This window comes from bacterium (Candidatus Blackallbacteria) CG13_big_fil_rev_8_21_14_2_50_49_14, from assembly GCA_002783405.1.
Taxonomy (GTDB): domain Bacteria; phylum Cyanobacteriota; class Sericytochromatia; order UBA7694; family UBA7694.
Genome location: PFGG01000025.1, coordinates 16,890 through 35,284, shown reverse-complemented (window position 1 = coordinate 35,284; position 18,395 = coordinate 16,890). Strand labels below are relative to the sequence as shown.

Sequence of the window (18,395 nt, the reverse complement as noted above, 5' to 3'; positions counted from 1 at the left end):
GCTTTTCTGATTTTATGACATGTTAAGTTAATAGGGTCAGGAAAAACCTATCTCAATCCCCTGATCCTTTCCCGCAAATTTTAAGGAGTTCTGTACATGAAAAAATCCATTTTACTTAGTTTCGCTGCAATACTTACCAGTTCTATGCTGTTTGCCTGCTCAAGTTCCCAAATAGGCACCCCCAGTACACCCAGTACAGAGACAGGAAGTGGCAGTGGAACCACCACAGGCACAACCGTCGCCTTTGCAAAAATTCAGAGCATCGTTGAAAACCGCTGCGTTACCTGCCATGGAGGCGGACGCACCGAAGCAGGGATAAACTTGTCTTCACCAGAGAGCATCAAAGCCTATGCCAATCAAATTCGCCGTACCACCGTCAGTTCTCGCTCAATGCCCGAAGGCAATTCCACGGGCATGACCCAGGATGAGCGCGATCTGCTTGGACAGTGGATTGCAGCAGGAGCCAGTCTGCAATGAAAATAAACCCTCTCATTTTGGCCTGTGCCCTGATGTTTGGTGGTTTTAGTCCCGCTTTGACGCAGGTTCAGGCGCAACAACCTATTCTTCAGCCCGGCTCAAATTGTGTCGCCTACCGCACCCACAAAACCCTCGCAATGGTCTCAAACCAGAATGTCGTGGGAATTAACTGTGGCATAAGCGTAAAAGCGGTGAAAGAAGGAGAGAAACTGGCAGCTGAAGTACTGATCCCCATTTCGGCTTTTGACAGCAAAGAGCGGGATCGCGACAAAGAGGTCGCCAAACTTCTGAAAGCAGCTCAACAACCTGTCATGGTCTTTCGCAGCCAGGCGCTGAGCGCTGAAGACTGGAAATCGATGCTTCAACGAGGAAATGGCTCGATTCGCGGGAAACTGACGATTGGAAACAAACCCTTTCCCGTTTCTTCGCAGTTCACACTTTTGAAACGGGGCGCCAAGATTGAAGCCTATGGCCGTATTTTGACCAAGTTTACGGCATTTGGCATTCAGCCCCCCGAAGTAGGCCCAGGTGGAATCATTGCCAAAGCACCTGATTATCTTGAATTGCACTTTAATCTGAGTTCAGACAAAGTGCAGAACAAAGCCCTGGTACCGGGGCTCTAATTGCCCATAGGCATTCTGAACAGGACTAATAGCCAGACTCGCTTTCCCAGTCCTGTTCAGTTCGCTGTTTTTTGAGCCCACCCCTCAGTTTTTTACCCACAACCCGCCTTCTTTGCGAGGCCCGTGTGGGTCGGGTAGGTATCCGTTCAGGTGGAATTTCAAGGGCTTCCTGCAAAAGCTGAATCAATTGCTGAATCACGGCTTTGCGATTGGCCAATTGCGAGCGTAAACTTTGTGCGCTGAGATGCAAAACCCCCTCATGGGTAATGCGACTGGCTAATTTCTGCCGAATCAACCAACGCTCCTCATCATTCAGAACACGGGAGTTTATCAGGTCAAAACGTAAAATGACCTTGCTCGCGACTTTATTCACATTTTGACCTCCTGGCCCGCCACTGCGGGCAAAACTGAACTCGATTTCAGAATCAGGAATCGTCAGGGTATCGCTGATGATTAAATCCATTTTCAAATAGCTGCGTTTTTTTGACTATCATAGCACCCTGAGATTCCCACTCACCACTGAAACAGGGAAAGTCCCTGAAAAGCTTCACTTTGTCATACGCTCCATCCTGGTTAAAACACGCTCCCAGCAAGATTAAAAACGCAATCTCAAAGGCGAAAATTTCGCATTAAGACAAAAACTAAACTTCAAAGCTTGCAGAAAAACGAACGGTCGTTCTATAATAAATCTATGCGAAAAGGAAATCTTACACGAAACAATATTCTTGAAAAAGCCAGCTCCCTGGCTACCCGTGTTGGCCTGGACGGTCTCAGCATTGGCCAGCTAGCAGGTGAATTGCAAATGTCAAAAAGCGGTTTATTTGCCCATTTTGGTTCCAAAGAAGAACTTCAGATTCAAGTCTTGCAAGCCGCATCTGAACGCTTTACAGATTCTGTGGTCAAGCCGGCTTTAAAGCGCGAGCGGGGCAAACCCCGTTTACAGGCTCTGTTTGAAAATTGGCTGGAATGGGGCCTGTCTGAACCCCAAACCCGCAGTGGTTGTCTGTTTGTGGCTGCTGCGATTGAATTGGATGATCAACCTGGCCCCGTGCGAGATGAGCTGGTCAAAATTCAAGCCCGTTGGATCGAAACCCTGGAACGCACCCTGGAACTGGGGCAAATTTCAGGTCAGTTTCAAGCCGCTCTCAATCCTGCAGAAGCGGTACAAGAGCTTTATGGAATTTTGCTTTCTGCCCATTTTTATGTTCGCCTGATGGGCCAGCCAGAAGCCCTGAAACGTGCCCGTCATTTGTTTTATGCCTTTTTAGAGCGAATTCAGATTTAAACAAAGAGGAGTATTTGAGCGATGAAAACATTCACCAAAAAAGCACGAACGTTCGCTTTTATAGCGCGGGTTCTTGCCGAAAAATCCCGTCTCAGCCTTCAAGCCCTGATCTCTCCTGAACTGGCCGCCAGCCATGCCGAGAAGCTATTTTCAAGCCCCCCGCGTTACCCGAGACCCTATCCTGAAAACAAAGTTTTGCAAACGGGCCAGGCTTTTACAGTACACACACCGCAGGGACCGATTCAGGCCTGGCGATGGGGCCAGACTGAAAAGCTGATTGGATTGGTACATGGTTGGGCGGGTCGTGGAGGACAATACCACGCCTGGATAGCCCCCTTGCTGAAAGCAGGTTTTTCAGTGATCACCTATGACGCACCCAGCCACGGCGAAAGCCCAGGCGAACGCTCCTCTCTGCCAGAACTCACCTGGGCTTTGCGCGAGGTGCAGAAACAGACCGGCCCCTGGGCTGCTGTAGTGGGCCACTCCTTAGGCGCAGCAGCTGTCCTGGCAGGCTTGGATCAGGGGCTACAAGCCGAAAAAGCGATTTTACTGGCACCACCTGCCGATACTCCCCGCATGATTCGCCTGTTTGGAAACCGGATGGGTCTCAAGCCTCAGGTTCAAAGCGCTTTGATCTCAAAAATTGAAAACCGCTTGGGCATTCGCCTTGAGGAATTCTCTCTGCCTGAAATGGCATCAAGACGCACCGAAAAAGCCCTGATCTTTCATGATCTCGACGACCGCGAAGTCAATTGGGGCAGTGGCGAACGACTCTCTCAAGCCTGGCCGAATGCCGAACTGATCAGCAGCAAAGGCTTGGGCCATAACCGCATTCTGCGGGCAGAACAAATCATCTCCCCAGCGATTGAATTTCTCACCAATCAGCCCCTGCCGGGGCCCATTAGCCCAGCCATGCACCTGCTCCTGGCTTAGGGACTGGCGAAGCCTCATATTTTTACTAAATTGTAAATATTTATCTTTACATGGACAGGCCTTCGTTCTATACTTAAGCTTGGAAAGCTAGAATACCGAACGAAAAGGACTCCCGCCATGCATAAGAAAGCACTTATTCTTCTCAGTTGTCTCTTGCCCGTCGCCTGTGGCCCAGCGCCCACAGCCACCCCCTCACCCAGCCCCAGTGCCAGCTCCACGCCCAGCGCCAGTGCGGCTCCTTCTGCAGCCCCCACCGCCAGTGCGGCTCCTTCTGCAGCCCCCACCGCCAGCGCTGCACCCACGGCAGCCCCCAGCGCTGAACCCACGGTAACTCCGACTGCAGCCCCCTCGGCGGCCCCTAGCTCAGCTCCTTCAGCTCTTCCCAGTGGAACCCCCAGCCCCAGCCCCACGCCCAGTGCGGATATCTACAATTATCGGGATAATTTCTTTCAAAATTACGGTGTCAATCCCTTTGTAGAAACAGCCACCGATCACCTTTCCACCTTTGCTGCAGATGTAGATACCGCCTCGTATACCCTGATGCGTAAATTTTTAGAGCAAAATCAGCTGCCCGACCCCGCTTCCGTCCGCACCGAAGAATACCTGAATTTTTTCAACTACCATTATGCCCAACCCGCCAGTGGCAAATTTGCGATCCAAACCGAAATCGCCCCGGCATATTTTGGCGCAGTGGATAGCAAACTCCTGCAAATTGGCATTCAGGGCCAGGAGATTTTAGCCCGCAACCGCAAACAGGCTGTCCTGACCTTCGTGATTGACGTATCGGGCTCGATGAATCTGCAAAACCGTCTTGATCTGGTACGCCAAAGTCTTTCGCTGCTGGTCAATCAACTCAATCCCAACGACCGTGTCGCCATCGTCGCCTATGGAAGCGAAGCGCGAACCGTTTTAACGGCCACGCCCGGCTCGCAAAAAGACACGATTTTAAATGCCATCAATACCCTGCGACCCGAAGGTTCCACCAATGCTGAAGCCGGTTTGGTCAAAGGTTTTGAAGAGGCCAGTAAAGCGTTTATCAGTGGGGCTTCCAACCGTGTGATTCTCTGCTCTGACGGGGTCGCCAATGTTGGCGCAAATGGACCTGAGGCGATTCTGGCCCGGATTCAAACCGAAAAAGACAAAGGCATTGCACTTTCTACGATTGGCTTCGGCATGGGCAATTTTAACGATACCCTGATGGAACAACTCGCCAACCAGGGCGATGGCATCTATGCCTATGTTGACAATTTAAAAGAAGCCCAACGCATTTTCGTGCAAAACCTGACAGGTACTTTGCAGACCATTGCCAAAGATGTCAAAATTCAAGTGGATTTCAACCCCAATGTGGTCGCTCAATACCGCTTGCTGGGCTATGAAAACCGCGATATTGCCGATCAAGATTTTCGCAATGATGCAATTGACGCCGGTGAAGTGGGTTCCAGCCACAGCGTAACCGCCCTCTACGAAGTGCGTTTTCAGGAAAATCTGAGTGAAAACCAAATCGCGAAAGTCACCGTCCGTTATAAAGATGTCGATGCCCAGGATCAGGTCAAAGAAACCAGCCGACTTGTTTCTACAAGCGAATTGAAAGCCTTCAGTGATGCCTCAGCCTCCTTTAAACTGGCAACGTCTGTGGCAGAATTTGCAGAAATTCTGCGTCACAGTATTTTTGCCCAGGACGGACAACTCAAAGATGTCAGTGCACTGGCGCGCACAGCCAGCGAAAGCCTAAGTGGCGATGAAAAAGTCACAGAGTTTGTCAGCCTTTCACAAAAGGCCGAGAATCTCTTTACACCCCCCCAGGTTCAAACCATTGCCTCTTTGCAGGAAACCAGTAAAAATCCTCAAAAGCTGAAAAGTTGGGGTGAGTTTCTCTATCAGCAGCTGCTGGGTGGCAAACCCCTCAAACCATGAGAAAAGAGTTACTCGGTGCATTCTTTGCCGGAAGCCTGACCTTTTGCGGGGGGCTTCCGGCCCAGGCCGAACCATTTGCCTCAGAGTCTGAAGTTCCTACGATACAGAGCTTCGCTTCAGCAGAGAATGTTTCGGAGGCCTCTTCTCAAGCGCTCAATACCTGGCAGCAAAAGCTGGATATTCAGCCTTGGGCTGTGGAGTTGGGGGCGTATTTTCCATTAAAAGATTCAAAAATTCCAGCCCTTCCCTTTGTGCGTTTGGAATACCAGTTTTCAAAAATGCTGATGCCATTTGCTGATCTCAATCAGGACCCAGCTTCTTTCTCTCAAAGTGTTTTTGTTGACGGTTCAACCCTTTCGATTGAGCAAAAATACTATTATCCATATTCAAGCTGGGAATACCTATTTAATTCTGAACAACAGGGCTTTGCAAGTTTGGGATACCGTTTTAGTTTGGATTTCATCCGTTTTTGGCAGTTTTATTTTACTGGCTATCTAGGAGTTGGGAGCATTGTTGGGAGGGAGAACTCAAATATATCTCCTATATCTCCCCATTCTTTTTGGAACTGGAATATTGGGGTGGGTTATGGCGTATTTTGGCACCCGAATATAGGTTTTGGGGAGCGTTTTGGTGTTCGGTTTGGAATTTTTGTAGAAACACTTCGCTTGGGAGGGCTTGAAATCACCTCCCGCCTGAGCTTTTAAACCCTTTCTACTTACACAAATGCGCTAAAAACCTGATATTTTCAAGTTTATTTGCCTTTTTGGCATAGTCCAGCGCGGTCTTCCCCTGCGTATCTTTCAAATCGGGCTGGGCTCCTTTTTCAAGCAAATACTTAAGTACTGCAGGTGTTTCCCATTCAGCGGCCCGCATCAAAGCCGTTTCTCCCTGGGCCGATTGGGCATTGGGATCCGCTCCCCGCTCTAGAAAAACTTGTATCAATTCAAGTGAATTTTCAAGATAAGCATTGCCCAAAAGTGTCAAAAGCAAAGGTTCACCTTGGGGAGTCCGGCCTTTTGCAACGGCCCCCTTGTCAAGCAAAAGCTGTGTCAGTGGCAGATAGCCATGGCTGGCCGCGCAAACCAAAGCCGCTTGCAAATTGGCAGACTCAAAGGCTGAAGTTTCCAAAAGCCAGGTGGTCAAACCGAGGCGATTGCGCAGCACATCGGGTTCTTCTATTTCTGGATTTCCATCCTGACAGCCACAGGCCAAGAACAAAACTTTTTCTTTAATTGAGTTAGGCTGAGGTTCAGATTGAAGGAAAAGTTTGAAGATCTCCCCATGCCCCAAGAGGGCCGCCGTTTCAATCAGGCTGGCACCGGCAGGATTCACGGCCTGCGGATCGGCTCCCTTTGCCAAAAGTATTTTCACAATCTCTGTCTGCCCCATGGCTGTGGCCAGCATCAGCGGAGAAACCGCGCGTGAATCCCTGGGGTTTAATTCAGCACCGGCCTCAAGCAGTACTTGAACACTCTCGATCTTTCCACTTTGAATACTCATATTCAGAGCTGACTTGCCTGTCGCGTCCTGAGCATGGGGAGAGGCCCCCTGCGCCAAAGCAGCCTGAAGAGCCGGAATATTCCCAGTTTTCACAGCTTGCAGCAAATTTTCGTTTGCGCTTTGGGGGCTGGCAGCTTCAGATTGTGAGTTAAGGAATTGAAGGATTTCTGTATTTTGATAGGTTTGCGCATATTTCAGAGCTTTGGAGCGAGCCTGGGGATCCTTTGCAAAGCGCAGATAGTAGCTCACAACTTCGAGATGGTTTCCCCAGATAGCTTCGGTTAAAACACTTCTGCCCAGACGATCCTGATAGGCCAGATCACTGCCTTGGTGAATAAAATACTCGAGCACTTCCATATGTCCATAACGGGCGGCAGAGAGCAGGGCATTGTATCCTTCATCCGTCTGGGCCTGAAGCTTAGCCCCTTTTTCAATTAAGAATTTGACAATTTCCAGATTGCCCCCCATGGCCGCAGACATCAAAGGCGTATAGCCTTCTGCATCTGCAAGATTGATATCTGCCCCATTTTTCACTAAGAATTCTAAAACCTCGATCTGGTCTGAAAAGGCAACAGCCCATTTGATCGGCGTATAACCGGCAAGATCCCGCGCATTGGGATCGGCCCCCTTGTCGATTAAAAGCTGCATCAAGTGCAGATTTCCCCAACGGGAAGCCCAAGAGAGGATACGGATCTGGGTCGTGCCATAGGGAATCAATTGATTGGGATCGGCCCCCACCAAGAGCGCTTTTTCAACCCCTGCAGAATTGCCGCGAAGAGCCTCTAAAACCAGATCTTGCGCTGGGTTCGCCCAGACAGAAGGGGGAGAGAGCAAGACACTGCCAGCAAGAACCAAGGCAAAAATAGCATGTTTCATGATTTCAACTCAAACTTTCTAGAATCTGCAAAGATTGATTTAAACAAAAAGGCAAGGAATAAGTTGGATAGTAACAGATCTTGAAATATTAAAAAACATTCAAAAAAAGTGCGAACCGCAAATACAATCCATATTTTCTCTCAAACAGAGTACAGAAATACGCTAAAATTAAAAAAACTAAATTTACGGAGCCCATCCATGCACAGACTCAGCAAATTGCTCAGCATCTGCGCTCTTGCGCTTTCACTCTGGGGAGGTCACAGCATGAACAGTCACGCAGAAAATTTACCTGATTTTGATAAACTCTGGAATTACAGCCAACCTGCCCAAACAGAAAAGACCTTTCGCGAGCTTTTAGCTCAAGGCCAGTCCAATCGTGCCTGGAGCCTTGAATTGCTAACCCAAATTGCCCGAACCCAAGGCCTACAGCGTCAGTTCGATGCAGCCCACGCCACCCTGGACCAGGTAGAAAAAGAATTAAACACAGAAAACACACAACTTGAAGTTCGTTATCTTTTGGAACGCGGCCGCGTGTATAATTCAGCAGGTCAAGCCCCCCAAGCGCTGCCTTATTTTCAAAAGGCCTGGGAAAAAGCGCTGGCTGCGCAATTGGATTTTTATGCCATAGATGCTGCCCATATGCTGGCGATTGCCGAGAAACCAGAAAACCAGCTGGCTTGGAACCTCAAAGCCCTGGAACAGGTAGAAAAAACCACAGACCCACGCGCTCAGAAATGGGCAGGCTCTCTCTATAACAATATCGGCTGGACTTACCATGATCAGCAAAAATACACAGAAGCCCTGGGCTATTTTGAAAAAGCACTGAAATGGCATGAGCAAAAACAAACAGGAGAAGGACTCTTGATTGCCCGCTGGACAGTCGCCCGCTGCCTGCGTTCACTGCAACGTGCAGAAGAAGCCCTTGCACTGCAAATGGCTCTGCTCCAGGATCGCGAAGCACAGAATAAACCAGAAGACGGTTATGTCTCTGAAGAAATTGCAGAATGCCTGCTGGTTTTAAAGCGCGAAAAGGAAGCCAAAGTCTATTTTGCCAAAGCCTATGCCCTACTCAGTCGGGAAGACTGGCTGAAAGCGTCTGAACCGCAACGCTTGGAACGACTCAAAACCTTAGCCCAAAAGCCTTGATTGATTTGTCGTCTGCCTGACAGTTTTCCCAGCTCCTGTCTGTCAAAGTAAAAGTGAAGCTACAGAGCATTGATTCTGTTCATGATAGAAAAGGAGCATACGTGATGAAAGCAAAACATTTGCTGTTGACAGCTGCCTTGGCGGGCGTAACCCTGGCAGGAACAGGATGCGCAACTCAGGGAGCACAGGCTGAAACAGGGCAATGCCACGGGGTAAACGCCTGCAAAGGCCAAGGAGATTGCTCGGGTAAAGGCCATAACTGTGGGGGACATAATTCCTGCAAGGGACAGGGTTGGCTGAAAACAAATGCCAAGGAATGCCAGGCAAAGGGCGGTCAATTCCTCGATAAAGACGGCAAACCGGTTCAGACGGAACAGGATGCCCCTCAACAGTAGCTCCCCTCAGGCGCTTTTTGGCGCAGGATTAAGATCGGCTTTTTTTCCCCGGCTGGAAACGAATCTGAAGACCCGCTTGGATTGGTTTGAGGTGATCAGTGAAAACGTGATCTTCAGCCGGGGAAGGCCCCGTCAAATCCTGGATCTTGTCGCTCAGCACTACCCCATCTCTTTGCATGGGGTTTCGTTAAATCTTGCCTCTTGTGAGGCCCTTGATTATACCTATCTCTGGGCTTTACGTAAATTGATTTGGGAATACCGTCCCTTGCATATCTCGGATCACCTGTGCTGGACAGGCTTGGCCCATCAAAATTTACATAATCTCCTGCCCTTGCCCTATACCCCGACCCTATTGGACTATCTCTGTCCGCGTATCGAACAGGTTCAGGACTATCTGGGCTGTCCTTTGCTGCTTGAAAATCTCTCGGCTTATCTGGATTTTAAGGAGTCCAGCCTCAGCGAAGCAGATTTTTTGACTGAATTGAGTCGTCGCACGGGCTGTTTGATATTGTTGGATATCAATAACGTCTATGTCAACAGCCAAAACCAGGGCTTTGACCCGCTGACTTTTATTGATGCCCTGCCGTCGGAAGCCATCGCCCAATATCATCTGGCTGGCTATAGCGAAGCTCAGGGGTTTCTCTTTGATACCCATTCGCAGCCTGTTTACCCTGAAGTTTGGGAACTCTACCGCTATGCCCTGAAGATTCATGGGATTCGCCCAACCCTGTTGGAATGGGATGACCAGATTCCCGAGTTAGAACGGGTAGAGGCGGAGGTAGAAAAGGCGCGCCTGATTTGGGCTGAACTCGCTATGACAAAGCGAGTTTCAAAGCCAGAAGTGCGGCAGGGTAGTGCATCTCTCAGCCATAATACAAGCAAGTCGCCCCTGCTTCCGGCCCCTGAAAGCTGGATCAAGTTTCAGCACCTGTTTGTTTCAGCGATAGGTTTGGGATCATGGGAACAGCCTGAACTCTTGAACTGTTTTCGCACGATTCCGGCCTTAAGTCCTGAACAGGCCCTGGAAACCTATCGAGGGGATTACCTTGCCCGTTTAAAAGAGGCTTTGCTGGATACCTATGCGCAAACTGAGGCTTGGCTGGGAAAAGATCTGTTTCATCAGCTTTACTTGGATTATTTGGAGATTGGCGTTTCCCGGCAACCTGACCTGGGCGCCTTTGGGGCAGATTTTTCACGTTTTGTAGCAGGCCATCCTTGCACGAGCGCTTTTCCGGCCTTACCCAAACTGTGTCGTTTAGAATGGGCTTTTCGGGAACTCTTTCACAGCGCCCACGAACCGCCTGCCGACTGGGAGATCATGGAAGTCTGTGCTGAACCCGAAAATCTCAATTTTTGGCTGACTCCAGCGCTTGCGCTGTTTGTTTCCGATTTTCAACTCTACACATTGTGGAAAGAAGGGGTAACCCCATCCTCCTTGCCCGAGGGAGAGCAAGAATTTCTTTTGCTGTATAAGAATCAAATGGGGTTGCGCTCGAAAATACTCAGCCCAGTGCATGCGCAAATCGTTCAGGGCCTGCAAGCGGGATTGAACTTGGGGACCGTACTTTCTGATATTCCCGAAAGCTGTGCAGATCAGGTCTCCTCAGCGTTTGCCTTTCTGCGTCAGGAAGAACTGGTGGTCAGAATTCAGCTCTAAGCGGCAGTTTCGTAGGGCATTTGGTATAGTGAACGCAGCAGTTTATTCTTGAGGAGCCCGCTATGCCAACCTGTTTTGCCTGGGGCTTTGGCCTGCGCCGCAGCCGGAGCGCCACCCCCCTTGATGTTCTCTATCCCCACATGTTTTCTAACTCTGGCCCCTTGCTGGAAGCACTCGTGACGCGTTTTTTGCTGCAGAACGATGCCTTTACCGTTCTGTCCCAGACCGATCTGGAGGCGCTCAGCGCCTTGCTGGCCGATCATCCTGAGGCACCTGAAGCGCAGGCTCTGCAAGCTGTCGTGGCCCAAGTTCAGAAAACACCCCCGCAGCATCAGAGCTATAGCCATTTAGACTGCGGTTTCTTTCTGCTTTCTGCCCCGGATCAGCCTGTACAGAGCCCTGAAGAGGCCTATTTCAAACTGCAACTGATTTCACAGCGCAAGGTCAAACCCCACGGCGTTTTGCTCGATGGCGCTTTTCGGGTGCTCAGCAATCTGGCCTGGACCAACCAAGGCCCGATTTTGCCTGAAGATCTCGAAGAAGTCAGAATTCAAGCCCTGCTTTCAGGTCAGCCCCTGCAAGTCAGTCATGTGGATAAATTTCCCTATCTCGTCAATTACCATCTGCCCTCTGGCGTTCGGATCGCCTCAGGCGCACAAGTTCGTTTGGGAGCCTATCTGGGAGAAGGCACCACCATTATGCAGGCTGGTTTTGTGAATTTCAATGCCGGCACAGAAGGCCAGGCCATGGTGGAAGGCCGAATTTCAGCAGGGGTCTTTGTGGGCGATAAAACAGATATTGGCGGAGGCGCCTCGATCATGGGCACACTTTCCGGCGGCAATACCCATGTGATTGAAATCGGCAGCCAGTGCCTTTTGGGCGCCAATGCGGGAACCGGTATCTCACTGGGAGACGGCTGTACACTGGCAGCAGGTTTGTATTTAACGGCAGGCACCAAGGTCAGCCTCTACAACCAAACCGGCCAACCCCTCAACTTAGCGGGAGAAGTGGTAGAACACGGGCAAAACCGTGTGCATGCCCGTGAACTTTCAGGCCGCGGCTTTCTGCTCTTTTATCAGGATTCCGTCAGCGGAGAAGTGGTCTGTAAGCCCAATCCCCGCACCATTGCCCTCAATCCTGAATTGCACAGCCACAACTGATGGGCCGCGTTGTTTTGCACGATAAGCACGAGATTGCGGCTTTTCTCAGTCGCAATCCTGGGCTGCACCTCTACAGTTTTGGCGATCTGGATGATTTTTTCTGGCCCCAGACCCTCTGGTATGGCTGGAAAAACGAATCTGCGCTGGAAGCTCTGATTCTGGTCTATCTGGGGCAGGAAACGCCTGCGGTTCTGGCCTTCAGTGAAAGCCCCGAACCCATGTGCCAACTCTTGGAAAGTCTGCAGCCTTGTTTGCCGCCACGTTTTTATACCCACCTCAGTCCCGGGCTGCAGCCTGTTTTAGAGCAAACTTATACCCTGACCAGCCATGGCATTCACAGCCGCATGGTGCTGACCCAGCCAGAAGCGCTGGCATCATGGGCGTCTGAAAGAGTGATTTCGCTGAGTACAACAGACCTGCCCGCAATTGAGGCGCTTTACCAGCGGGCTTACCCCCAAAACTGGTTTGACCGGCGTATGCTTGAAACGGGGCAGTACCGAGGTATTTTTCAAGGCGCTCAACTGATCAGTATTGCAGGCATCCATGTCTATTCTCCAGAGTGGAAAGTCGCTGCCTTGGGCAATATCACCACGGATCCGGTCTTTCGCGGACAGGGCTTGGGCACACTCACCACAGGCAGTCTTTGCCAGGATCTTCTGCAAACAGTAGCTTTAATCGGATTAAATGTGAAATCTGACAATGCGGCAGCTATTCGCACCTATACCAAATTGGGCTTTGAGGAGATTGCACGCTACGAAGAGTTTGAGGCGTGTTTCAGGTCTTAAAAGCCAACAGGCAGTTTTGCATGCCATAGGTCTCTTGGCGGACCTGCAAAACCTTGGCCAAACGGGATTTTGAATAGACGATATTCTCGCCATCAGAACGGCCGGGGTCATCCACCAGCAGAGAACCATCCGCTCTGACTTCTTTCACCACCACATAGTGCCCCTGAGAAAGAGAACGAAAACCTGAGGTCAGCAGGATCAACTTTTCCCCCCGCGCCAGCCGGTTGCGCATTTCACTGATTGCGACATCGACATTGCGAGTTAAAATGCGCGTTTCTGTGCTGATATAACGCCCTTTTTGAGAGGCTGATTTTTTCACGGCTGTGATCACCTGCTCCGTGCTCAGGGCAAAAGGACGGCTGCCACTGCCAATCGGAGCCCCTACCATCAGGCGCATTTGCTGCATGGTTGGGGGGTAAACACCCAACTGTTTCAGAATCATGCTGGCCGAAGCAGGGCCACAGTTTGACTCCGCTTCGCGCTCAGTGCCAAAACGTCCTGCTTCTTCAAATTGAAACGTAAAGGTATCTTTCAGGGCCTGCCAGCCTTTTTCAAGGCCATTCATGATCTGGCCAGGAACGGCTTTCAGGGGGGCCAGGCTGATATTTTCAAAGGGACTGAGCAGGCGAGAAACCAAGCTGAAACGGGTGGTATCTGGCTTGAGGGCCGGAGCAGCGGGGGTCTGTTGAATTTGGGCAGAAACCGCGCCCAGGTTGGAAGACAGGGGCAAAGAAGCCGCTTGCTTCTGAAAGAGCTGGCCAGGGGCGGGCAATGGATTTGAAGATTGATAGAGCGAAAATGTCATGGGGTTTACCTGAAAAGATTATAGCCCCTTTACTTTAAAATCATGTTTAGAAATAGGTTAAGCTTCACTCAAAATTCAGCTTCGGTTTCATGAAAACGACGGTAATCGACAAAACGACGCCCCTCCTCAGACCAGCCAATAATGTCTGTCAGCCGTCTGCCAAAATGAATATCTCCACTGTTATAGGCATGCCGAGTATGCAGGGTTTGCACAAGATGATCGTCAATACCACTGAAGCTGACCAAAAGCACCGAGGCTTCGTTTTGGATATCTTCAGCATTTTTGCCAAAAAGGGGGCTGCTCTCATCAATCACATGGTAAATATTCCAGACCAAGGCAAAGAGCGGTGAGGTATCTCGTTCCAATTTCAAATCATAAAAACGCCGTAAAAAATAGCCCTCAGCGGTTTGCTCATCTCGGGTCAAGGCGACCTTGATCGATGCATCGACAATTTCTGCATGGCGTTGATTGGCTGCTCGAAAACTCAATACTTTCTTGCCATTCAGGGTATGTATCACTGCCACTTGGCTGAAAAGCACACGGGCCCTGACCCGTGAGAATTTGGCAAAAATCAGGCCGGTAGCCACGGCCGTAAGCAAAAATCCAAAGACCGATTCTATCACCATAATCAGATTGATATACAAACTTTGGGGCGCAAGATAACCATAGCCCACTGTCGACATGGTCTGCACACTGAAGAAAAAGGCATCGGCAAAGGAGCCTGAGCGGGCATTGGCCAAACCCGCTAGGCCGGGCAGATAGAGCAATGCAAAGACCAGATTCGCAAGAATATAGAGCAGGCTTAAAAGAGCAATCAACCGGGCCCAGCTGGCTGCCTGCAGAAAATGGTAGAGGTCGTGGCGTAAGGAAGCATGAATCCCACGCCGATCGACATTAAAACTGCCATCCGGGTTAATTTGTGCACGTTGTTTGGCTGACATCAGAGGCTCCAGAATCATTCAGGGATCTAAACAGAATACCTCGAAACAAAGGTTTCTGACGGTCTTTACAAATCATTTACAAAAAAGCATACCGATTTCACATTTCCTGTTTAAACTGTACTCAGTAATGCGTAAAGGAATGAAGACTATGATTCAGGTGCATATGATTGATGACGATGAAGATATGCACGATTTACTCAGTGATTATTTTGCCGATGAAAATATTGCCTTCAGTGCCTCTTCTACCCCTTCCAAGGGTTTGGAATATGTCAAATCCCATGCGGTGGATCTCGTCATTCTGGACTTTATGATGCCCGAAATGGATGGGTTTGAAACCTGTCGTTTACTCAGAACTCAAAATCCACTGCTGCCCATTATCATGTTAACGGCAAAAAAAGACGACTATAACCGCATTATTGGACTGGAACTGGGGGCTGACGATTATATTTCAAAGCCCTTCAACCCCCGTGAACTTTTGGCACGGATAAAAACCATCATGCGCCGCTTTGAACGCAGCCTACAGTTTCAACAACAGGCCCCCCCTGAAAACAAACTTTTCTCAGAGAACCATGAATTGGTCCTCAATCTGGATGCACGAGAAGCAATGCACCAGGGACAACCCATGGAATTGACGACCACGGAGTTTGATATGCTGCATTGTTTGCTTGAAAACGCCGGAATTGTGCTTACACGGGATGCCTTGATGAGCAAAGTCAGGGGGCTTGAATTTGATGCCTTCGACCGCACCATTGATGTTTTTGTTTCCCGTTTGCGCCAAAAATTGGGCGATAACCCACGCAAGCCTGAAATTATTAAAACCATCCGAGGCGTGGGGTATTTGTTTACAAAATGATTCAACCCCTGTTTCGCAAACTCTATCTTTATGCCGTTCTGAGTGTCTTTATTGCCATGGTATTGACGGTTTCAGTCATGAACCTGCTCTTCAGGCACAATGAAAGGCATATGCATCGTGTTTTTTTAGAAGACCAAGTGCATTTTGTACAGTTTGTGCTCCAGCAATCCTCTCAAAGCCAACCTGAGTTGCTGCAACTTCAAGTGGAAGAAATTGGAAGCTATCTGGATTGGCGTATTTCCTATTGGAAAAAAAATCAAATGTTGTTTTCAAAAGGGATTCCCCAACCTCCTCTTAGCGTTTCACAATTAAATGAACTTGAAAAGAAACGTGATTTACTGATTCTGGATCAGCAAAAGCCAATCCGTGTGGCCTCATTGCTCGACCCCAACCGTCCAGAGCTGGGATATTTGCAATATACCCCCGCTTTTACTGAGAATCCCCCGCCAGGCCCCCCCCCGCAAAAACTGTTTCCAGAGGCTCCCCACAAAGGTGGCCCACCTCCCAGAGGGGCCATGATGCCTCCCCCCGGAAGAAGAGGCCCCCCCCCTAACCGGCCAATGGGTGATCCGCGCCTGATCTACACACTGATCATCTTACTCAGTTTAGGGGTTCTGCTAATTCCTCTGGTTTTATATATCACCCGTCCCTTTAAAGAACTGAGCGCCTCGATCGCAAAAGTCACTGAAGGGGATTTTACCCGCCCGATCAATGTGGGCAAACAAAAAGAGTTTCAAGAAATTGCCAATGGATTTAACCATATGATGAGCAGGATTCAGGAAATGCTTCAGGAAAAACAACGCCTGATCGCCGATGTTTCACATGAATTGCGCTCTCCTTTGGCCCGGATGCGCGTCAGCCTTGAATTACTCGCCAAAGAAGGCAAGGGCAAACCCAAATATATTGAACGTTCGATTTTTGAGCTGGAAGAACTTGACCGCTTAATCAACGATCTGTTGGATATTTCAGCTTTGGAACTGAATGCCGAAAATTATCCACTGGAACGTCTTGAACTGGGACATTTGCTCAGAGAAAGCCTTGAGATGCATCAGTATATTCTGGCTGAAAAAGAACTTGAAGTCATCACCGACTATACCACCGAAACCATCTTGATCAATGGTCGCAGGGATTTGCTTCACCGGGCCTTGAACAATCTCTTTTCAAATCTGCTTAAATACGCCCCACCTGGCTCAAGAGTCGATATTTCGGTCTACTGCAATGCTGAAAAAGCGGGCATTCGCTTCCGGGATCGGGGCCCCGGTCTGCCCCAGGAAGAACTTGAGGAGATTTTAAAACCCTTTTATCGCCCCGACAGTTCCCGCACCCGAAAAACAGGGGGCAACGGACTGGGTTTGGCGATTGTGGATAAAATCATGCGTTTACACAAGGGCTTTGTGCGTTTTGAATTGCCCAGTGATGAGGCGGGTGGTTTAATCGCCTGTCTGGAATGGCCGCTCCAGCGCAATCCACGCACTGATCGGCTTGAAACACCACTTTCTGAAGCCTAAGACTTAAAAACATCCAAGCGAAGCGCTCTTGAATACTCTCCAAGAGCGCTTCGGCTTCGTTTAAAGACTGAACACAGGTGTTTGTCACGTCAATCCAATAGCCTAAACATGCGAGAATCCCCCCAAAAGACGTCTCCCCAAAACGACAAGAAGGAACCTTGGCTATTCATAGAGAGAGAGGTATCCCCCCTCATGCCAATCGCTTGAATGAAGCACAAAAAGACTTCACTGAAAAGGCTCTGCAAACACCCGGCAAAATCTTGAAAGCCCCGAAACAATAACGTTTATGACCAGTCATCATCAGGGCTCAAAAAACTTGCCAATTAGACAAGTGAATTATTACAATTATTTACAAGCCGTTTACAATCCCAAGAAATCCCATTCACATCAACCTGCGAAGATAGAGTCATCAAAGGCAAAGCGCCTCAATCAGAAAGGTTACGAAAATGAAAATCAATACACTTCTCAAAACCACCCTTGGCAGCTTGATGGCTCTCAGCTTGATGACTGCGTGCGGCAATATCTCAGGAACCCTCAGCTCAGCGCTGGACAGCAGCAATCTCCAAATACAAGGTTTTGCCCAAGGCCAGGCACGTCAGGGTCGCCCTGAAATGGGAGCGCATGGTAAAGGTGGGGAAAAGGGAGTCCATCAGGAATTCGCTTTTGCAAACCTGAACCTCAGCAGCGAACAAAAAGCCCAGCTCGACAGCCTGCGCGAAGAATACAAACCTGCTCAACCGAGCCCTCCTGATACCACGCAGCGGGAGGCGATCAAAACCCTGATCGAAACCGCCTTCGTTTCAGATAATTTTGATATTGACAGCATCAAAACACAATGGGTTGCCAATGCTCCTGATCGCAGCGCAGAACTGACAAAACGTGCTGAGTTCATGGTCAAAAGCTGGCAAATTCTGACGGATGAACAAAAAACACAGTTCAAAACCCAGGAAGCAGAACGCGTGGCCAAGATGGCTGAAATCGAAGCCAATCGCCCAGAGCCTCCAGTAGGCGCTCAAGCGCGCCCCTTGCCAGGCTTGGATAAGCTCAACGCCCTGCAACTGAGCGATGAGCAAAAAACAGCGCTGCAAACTGCGCTGGAAGCCAATAGACCCGATTTTACAGCAGAAAAAACAGCAAGAGAGGCCAATCGCCAGGCCATTCAAGCTGAATTGGATGCCAGCAGCCCCAGCATTGAAAAAATTGCAGAACTGCTGAAAGCGAATAAACCTGAAAAAGACTTCGGCCAACTCAATCACTTGGTTGTGCTGCACGATATTCTCACAGCTGAACAAAGACAAGCCTTTGTCACTGCGGGTCTGGCAGTTGGATCGGGTGGAGAAATGGGCAGAGGCCCTGGCGGTCATGGGGGCCCAGGTGGTGAAATGGGCAAAGGCCCTGGCGGACACGGAGGCCCAGGTGGACACGGAGGCCCTGGACAAGGCGTCAATTTTGGTGCTCCCCCGACAGTTAATGTCGCCACCTCTCTCTAATTGTTAATAATCTATCCGGTACAGTTCAGAATTCTTGAACTGTACCG

18 protein-coding genes are annotated in these 18,395 nt (G+C 49.6%); 14 read left to right on the top strand and 4 right to left on the bottom strand.

The genetic code is table 11. The features are described 5' to 3' along the window. The first annotated feature begins 96 nt into the window (after positions 1 to 96). Together COW20_05690 and COW20_05685 are read left to right on the top strand one after the other, a co-directional pair. A complete protein-coding gene (locus COW20_05690) occupies positions 97 to 477 on the top strand; it encodes a hypothetical protein (GenBank protein PIW49519.1) in 381 nt (126 codons plus the stop codon). Beyond that, a complete protein-coding gene (locus COW20_05685; protein ID PIW49518.1) occupies positions 474 to 1,100 on the top strand; it encodes a hypothetical protein in 627 nt (208 codons plus the stop codon). Before COW20_05690 ends, COW20_05685 begins: the two co-directional genes overlap by 4 nt. Before the next feature lie 25 nt (positions 1,101 to 1,125). Here COW20_05685 and COW20_05680 read toward each other — a convergent pair whose 3' ends face one another. Then, positions 1,126 to 1,563: an aminoacyl-tRNA hydrolase gene (locus tag COW20_05680; protein PIW49517.1), complete on the bottom strand. Its 438-nt coding sequence runs from the start codon at positions 1,561 to 1,563 to the stop codon at positions 1,126 to 1,128. A gap of 228 nt (positions 1,564 to 1,791) precedes the next feature. Here COW20_05680 and COW20_05675 point away from each other — a divergent pair, with 228 nt between their 5' ends. The 4 genes from COW20_05675 (at position 1,792) to COW20_05660 (ending at position 5,936) form a co-directional block, all read left to right on the top strand. Continuing rightward, positions 1,792 to 2,385, top strand: coding sequence for a TetR family transcriptional regulator (locus tag COW20_05675; GenBank protein PIW49516.1), 594 nt, complete (start codon positions 1,792 to 1,794; stop codon positions 2,383 to 2,385). Between the two features lie 21 nt (positions 2,386 to 2,406). Continuing rightward, positions 2,407 to 3,318 carry an alpha/beta hydrolase gene (locus COW20_05670; GenBank protein ID PIW49515.1) on the top strand — a complete coding sequence of 304 codons (912 nt, stop codon included), beginning with the start codon at positions 2,407 to 2,409 and terminating at the stop codon, positions 3,316 to 3,318. Between the two features lie 117 nt (positions 3,319 to 3,435). Next, complete coding sequence (locus COW20_05665; protein PIW49514.1) at positions 3,436 to 5,232, top strand: VWA domain-containing protein; 1,797 nt, start codon at positions 3,436 to 3,438, stop codon at positions 5,230 to 5,232. After that, entirely contained in the window at positions 5,229 to 5,936 is a 708-nt protein-coding gene (locus tag COW20_05660) for a hypothetical protein (protein PIW49513.1), read from the top strand. The genes COW20_05665 and COW20_05660 overlap by 4 nt, the downstream gene beginning before the upstream one ends. 7 nt (positions 5,937 to 5,943) lie before the next feature. Here the strand turns inward: COW20_05660 and COW20_05655 are convergent, their stop codons facing one another. Next, a complete protein-coding gene (locus COW20_05655; GenBank protein ID PIW49512.1) occupies positions 5,944 to 7,608 on the bottom strand; it encodes a hypothetical protein in 1,665 nt (554 codons plus the stop codon). Between the two features lie 198 nt (positions 7,609 to 7,806). Here COW20_05655 and COW20_05650 point away from each other — a divergent pair, with 198 nt between their 5' ends. From COW20_05650 to COW20_05630, 5 genes are all read left to right on the top strand, one after another. After that, positions 7,807 to 8,754: a hypothetical protein gene (locus tag COW20_05650; GenBank protein ID PIW49511.1), complete on the top strand. Its 948-nt coding sequence runs from the start codon at positions 7,807 to 7,809 to the stop codon at positions 8,752 to 8,754. A gap of 104 nt (positions 8,755 to 8,858) precedes the next feature. Then, positions 8,859 to 9,149 carry a hypothetical protein gene (locus tag COW20_05645; protein PIW49510.1) on the top strand — a complete coding sequence of 97 codons (291 nt, stop codon included), beginning with the start codon at positions 8,859 to 8,861 and terminating at the stop codon, positions 9,147 to 9,149. Then, positions 9,061 to 10,806, top strand: a complete 1,746-nt coding sequence (locus COW20_05640; GenBank protein PIW49509.1) for a hypothetical protein — start codon at positions 9,061 to 9,063, stop codon at positions 10,804 to 10,806. The genes COW20_05645 and COW20_05640 overlap by 89 nt, the downstream gene beginning before the upstream one ends. A gap of 140 nt (positions 10,807 to 10,946) precedes the next feature. Then, a complete protein-coding gene (locus COW20_05635; protein ID PIW49540.1) occupies positions 10,947 to 11,966 on the top strand; it encodes a 2,3,4,5-tetrahydropyridine-2,6-dicarboxylate N-succinyltransferase in 1,020 nt (339 codons plus the stop codon). After that, positions 11,966 to 12,751, top strand: coding sequence for a GNAT family N-acetyltransferase (locus tag COW20_05630; GenBank protein ID PIW49508.1), 786 nt, complete (start codon positions 11,966 to 11,968; stop codon positions 12,749 to 12,751). The genes COW20_05635 and COW20_05630 overlap by 1 nt, the downstream gene beginning before the upstream one ends. Here the strand turns inward: COW20_05630 and COW20_05625 are convergent. Both COW20_05625 and COW20_05620 read right to left on the bottom strand, forming a co-directional pair. After that, positions 12,741 to 13,556, bottom strand: a complete 816-nt coding sequence (locus COW20_05625) for a hypothetical protein (protein ID PIW49507.1) — start codon at positions 13,554 to 13,556, stop codon at positions 12,741 to 12,743. The genes COW20_05630 and COW20_05625 overlap by 11 nt on opposite strands. A 68-nt stretch (positions 13,557 to 13,624) precedes the next feature. Continuing rightward, positions 13,625 to 14,515, bottom strand: a complete 891-nt coding sequence (locus tag COW20_05620) for an ATP-sensitive inward rectifier potassium channel 10 (GenBank protein PIW49506.1) — start codon at positions 14,513 to 14,515, stop codon at positions 13,625 to 13,627. Between the two features lie 121 nt (positions 14,516 to 14,636). Here COW20_05620 and COW20_05615 point away from each other — a divergent pair, with 121 nt between their 5' ends. The 3 genes from COW20_05615 to COW20_05605 all read left to right on the top strand — a co-directional run bounded on the left by COW20_05615 (position 14,637) and on the right by COW20_05605 (position 18,348). Then, complete coding sequence (locus tag COW20_05615; GenBank protein PIW49505.1) at positions 14,637 to 15,350, top strand: DNA-binding response regulator; 714 nt, start codon at positions 14,637 to 14,639, stop codon at positions 15,348 to 15,350. Further along, positions 15,347 to 16,858, top strand: coding sequence for a hypothetical protein (locus COW20_05610; GenBank protein PIW49504.1), 1,512 nt, complete (start codon positions 15,347 to 15,349; stop codon positions 16,856 to 16,858). Before COW20_05615 ends, COW20_05610 begins: the two co-directional genes overlap by 4 nt. Before the next feature lie 446 nt (positions 16,859 to 17,304). Then, positions 17,305 to 18,348 (top strand): hypothetical protein, encoded by a 1,044-nt coding sequence (locus COW20_05605; GenBank protein PIW49503.1) that lies wholly within the window; start codon positions 17,305 to 17,307, stop codon positions 18,346 to 18,348. The last annotated feature ends 47 nt before the right edge of the window (positions 18,349 to 18,395 follow it).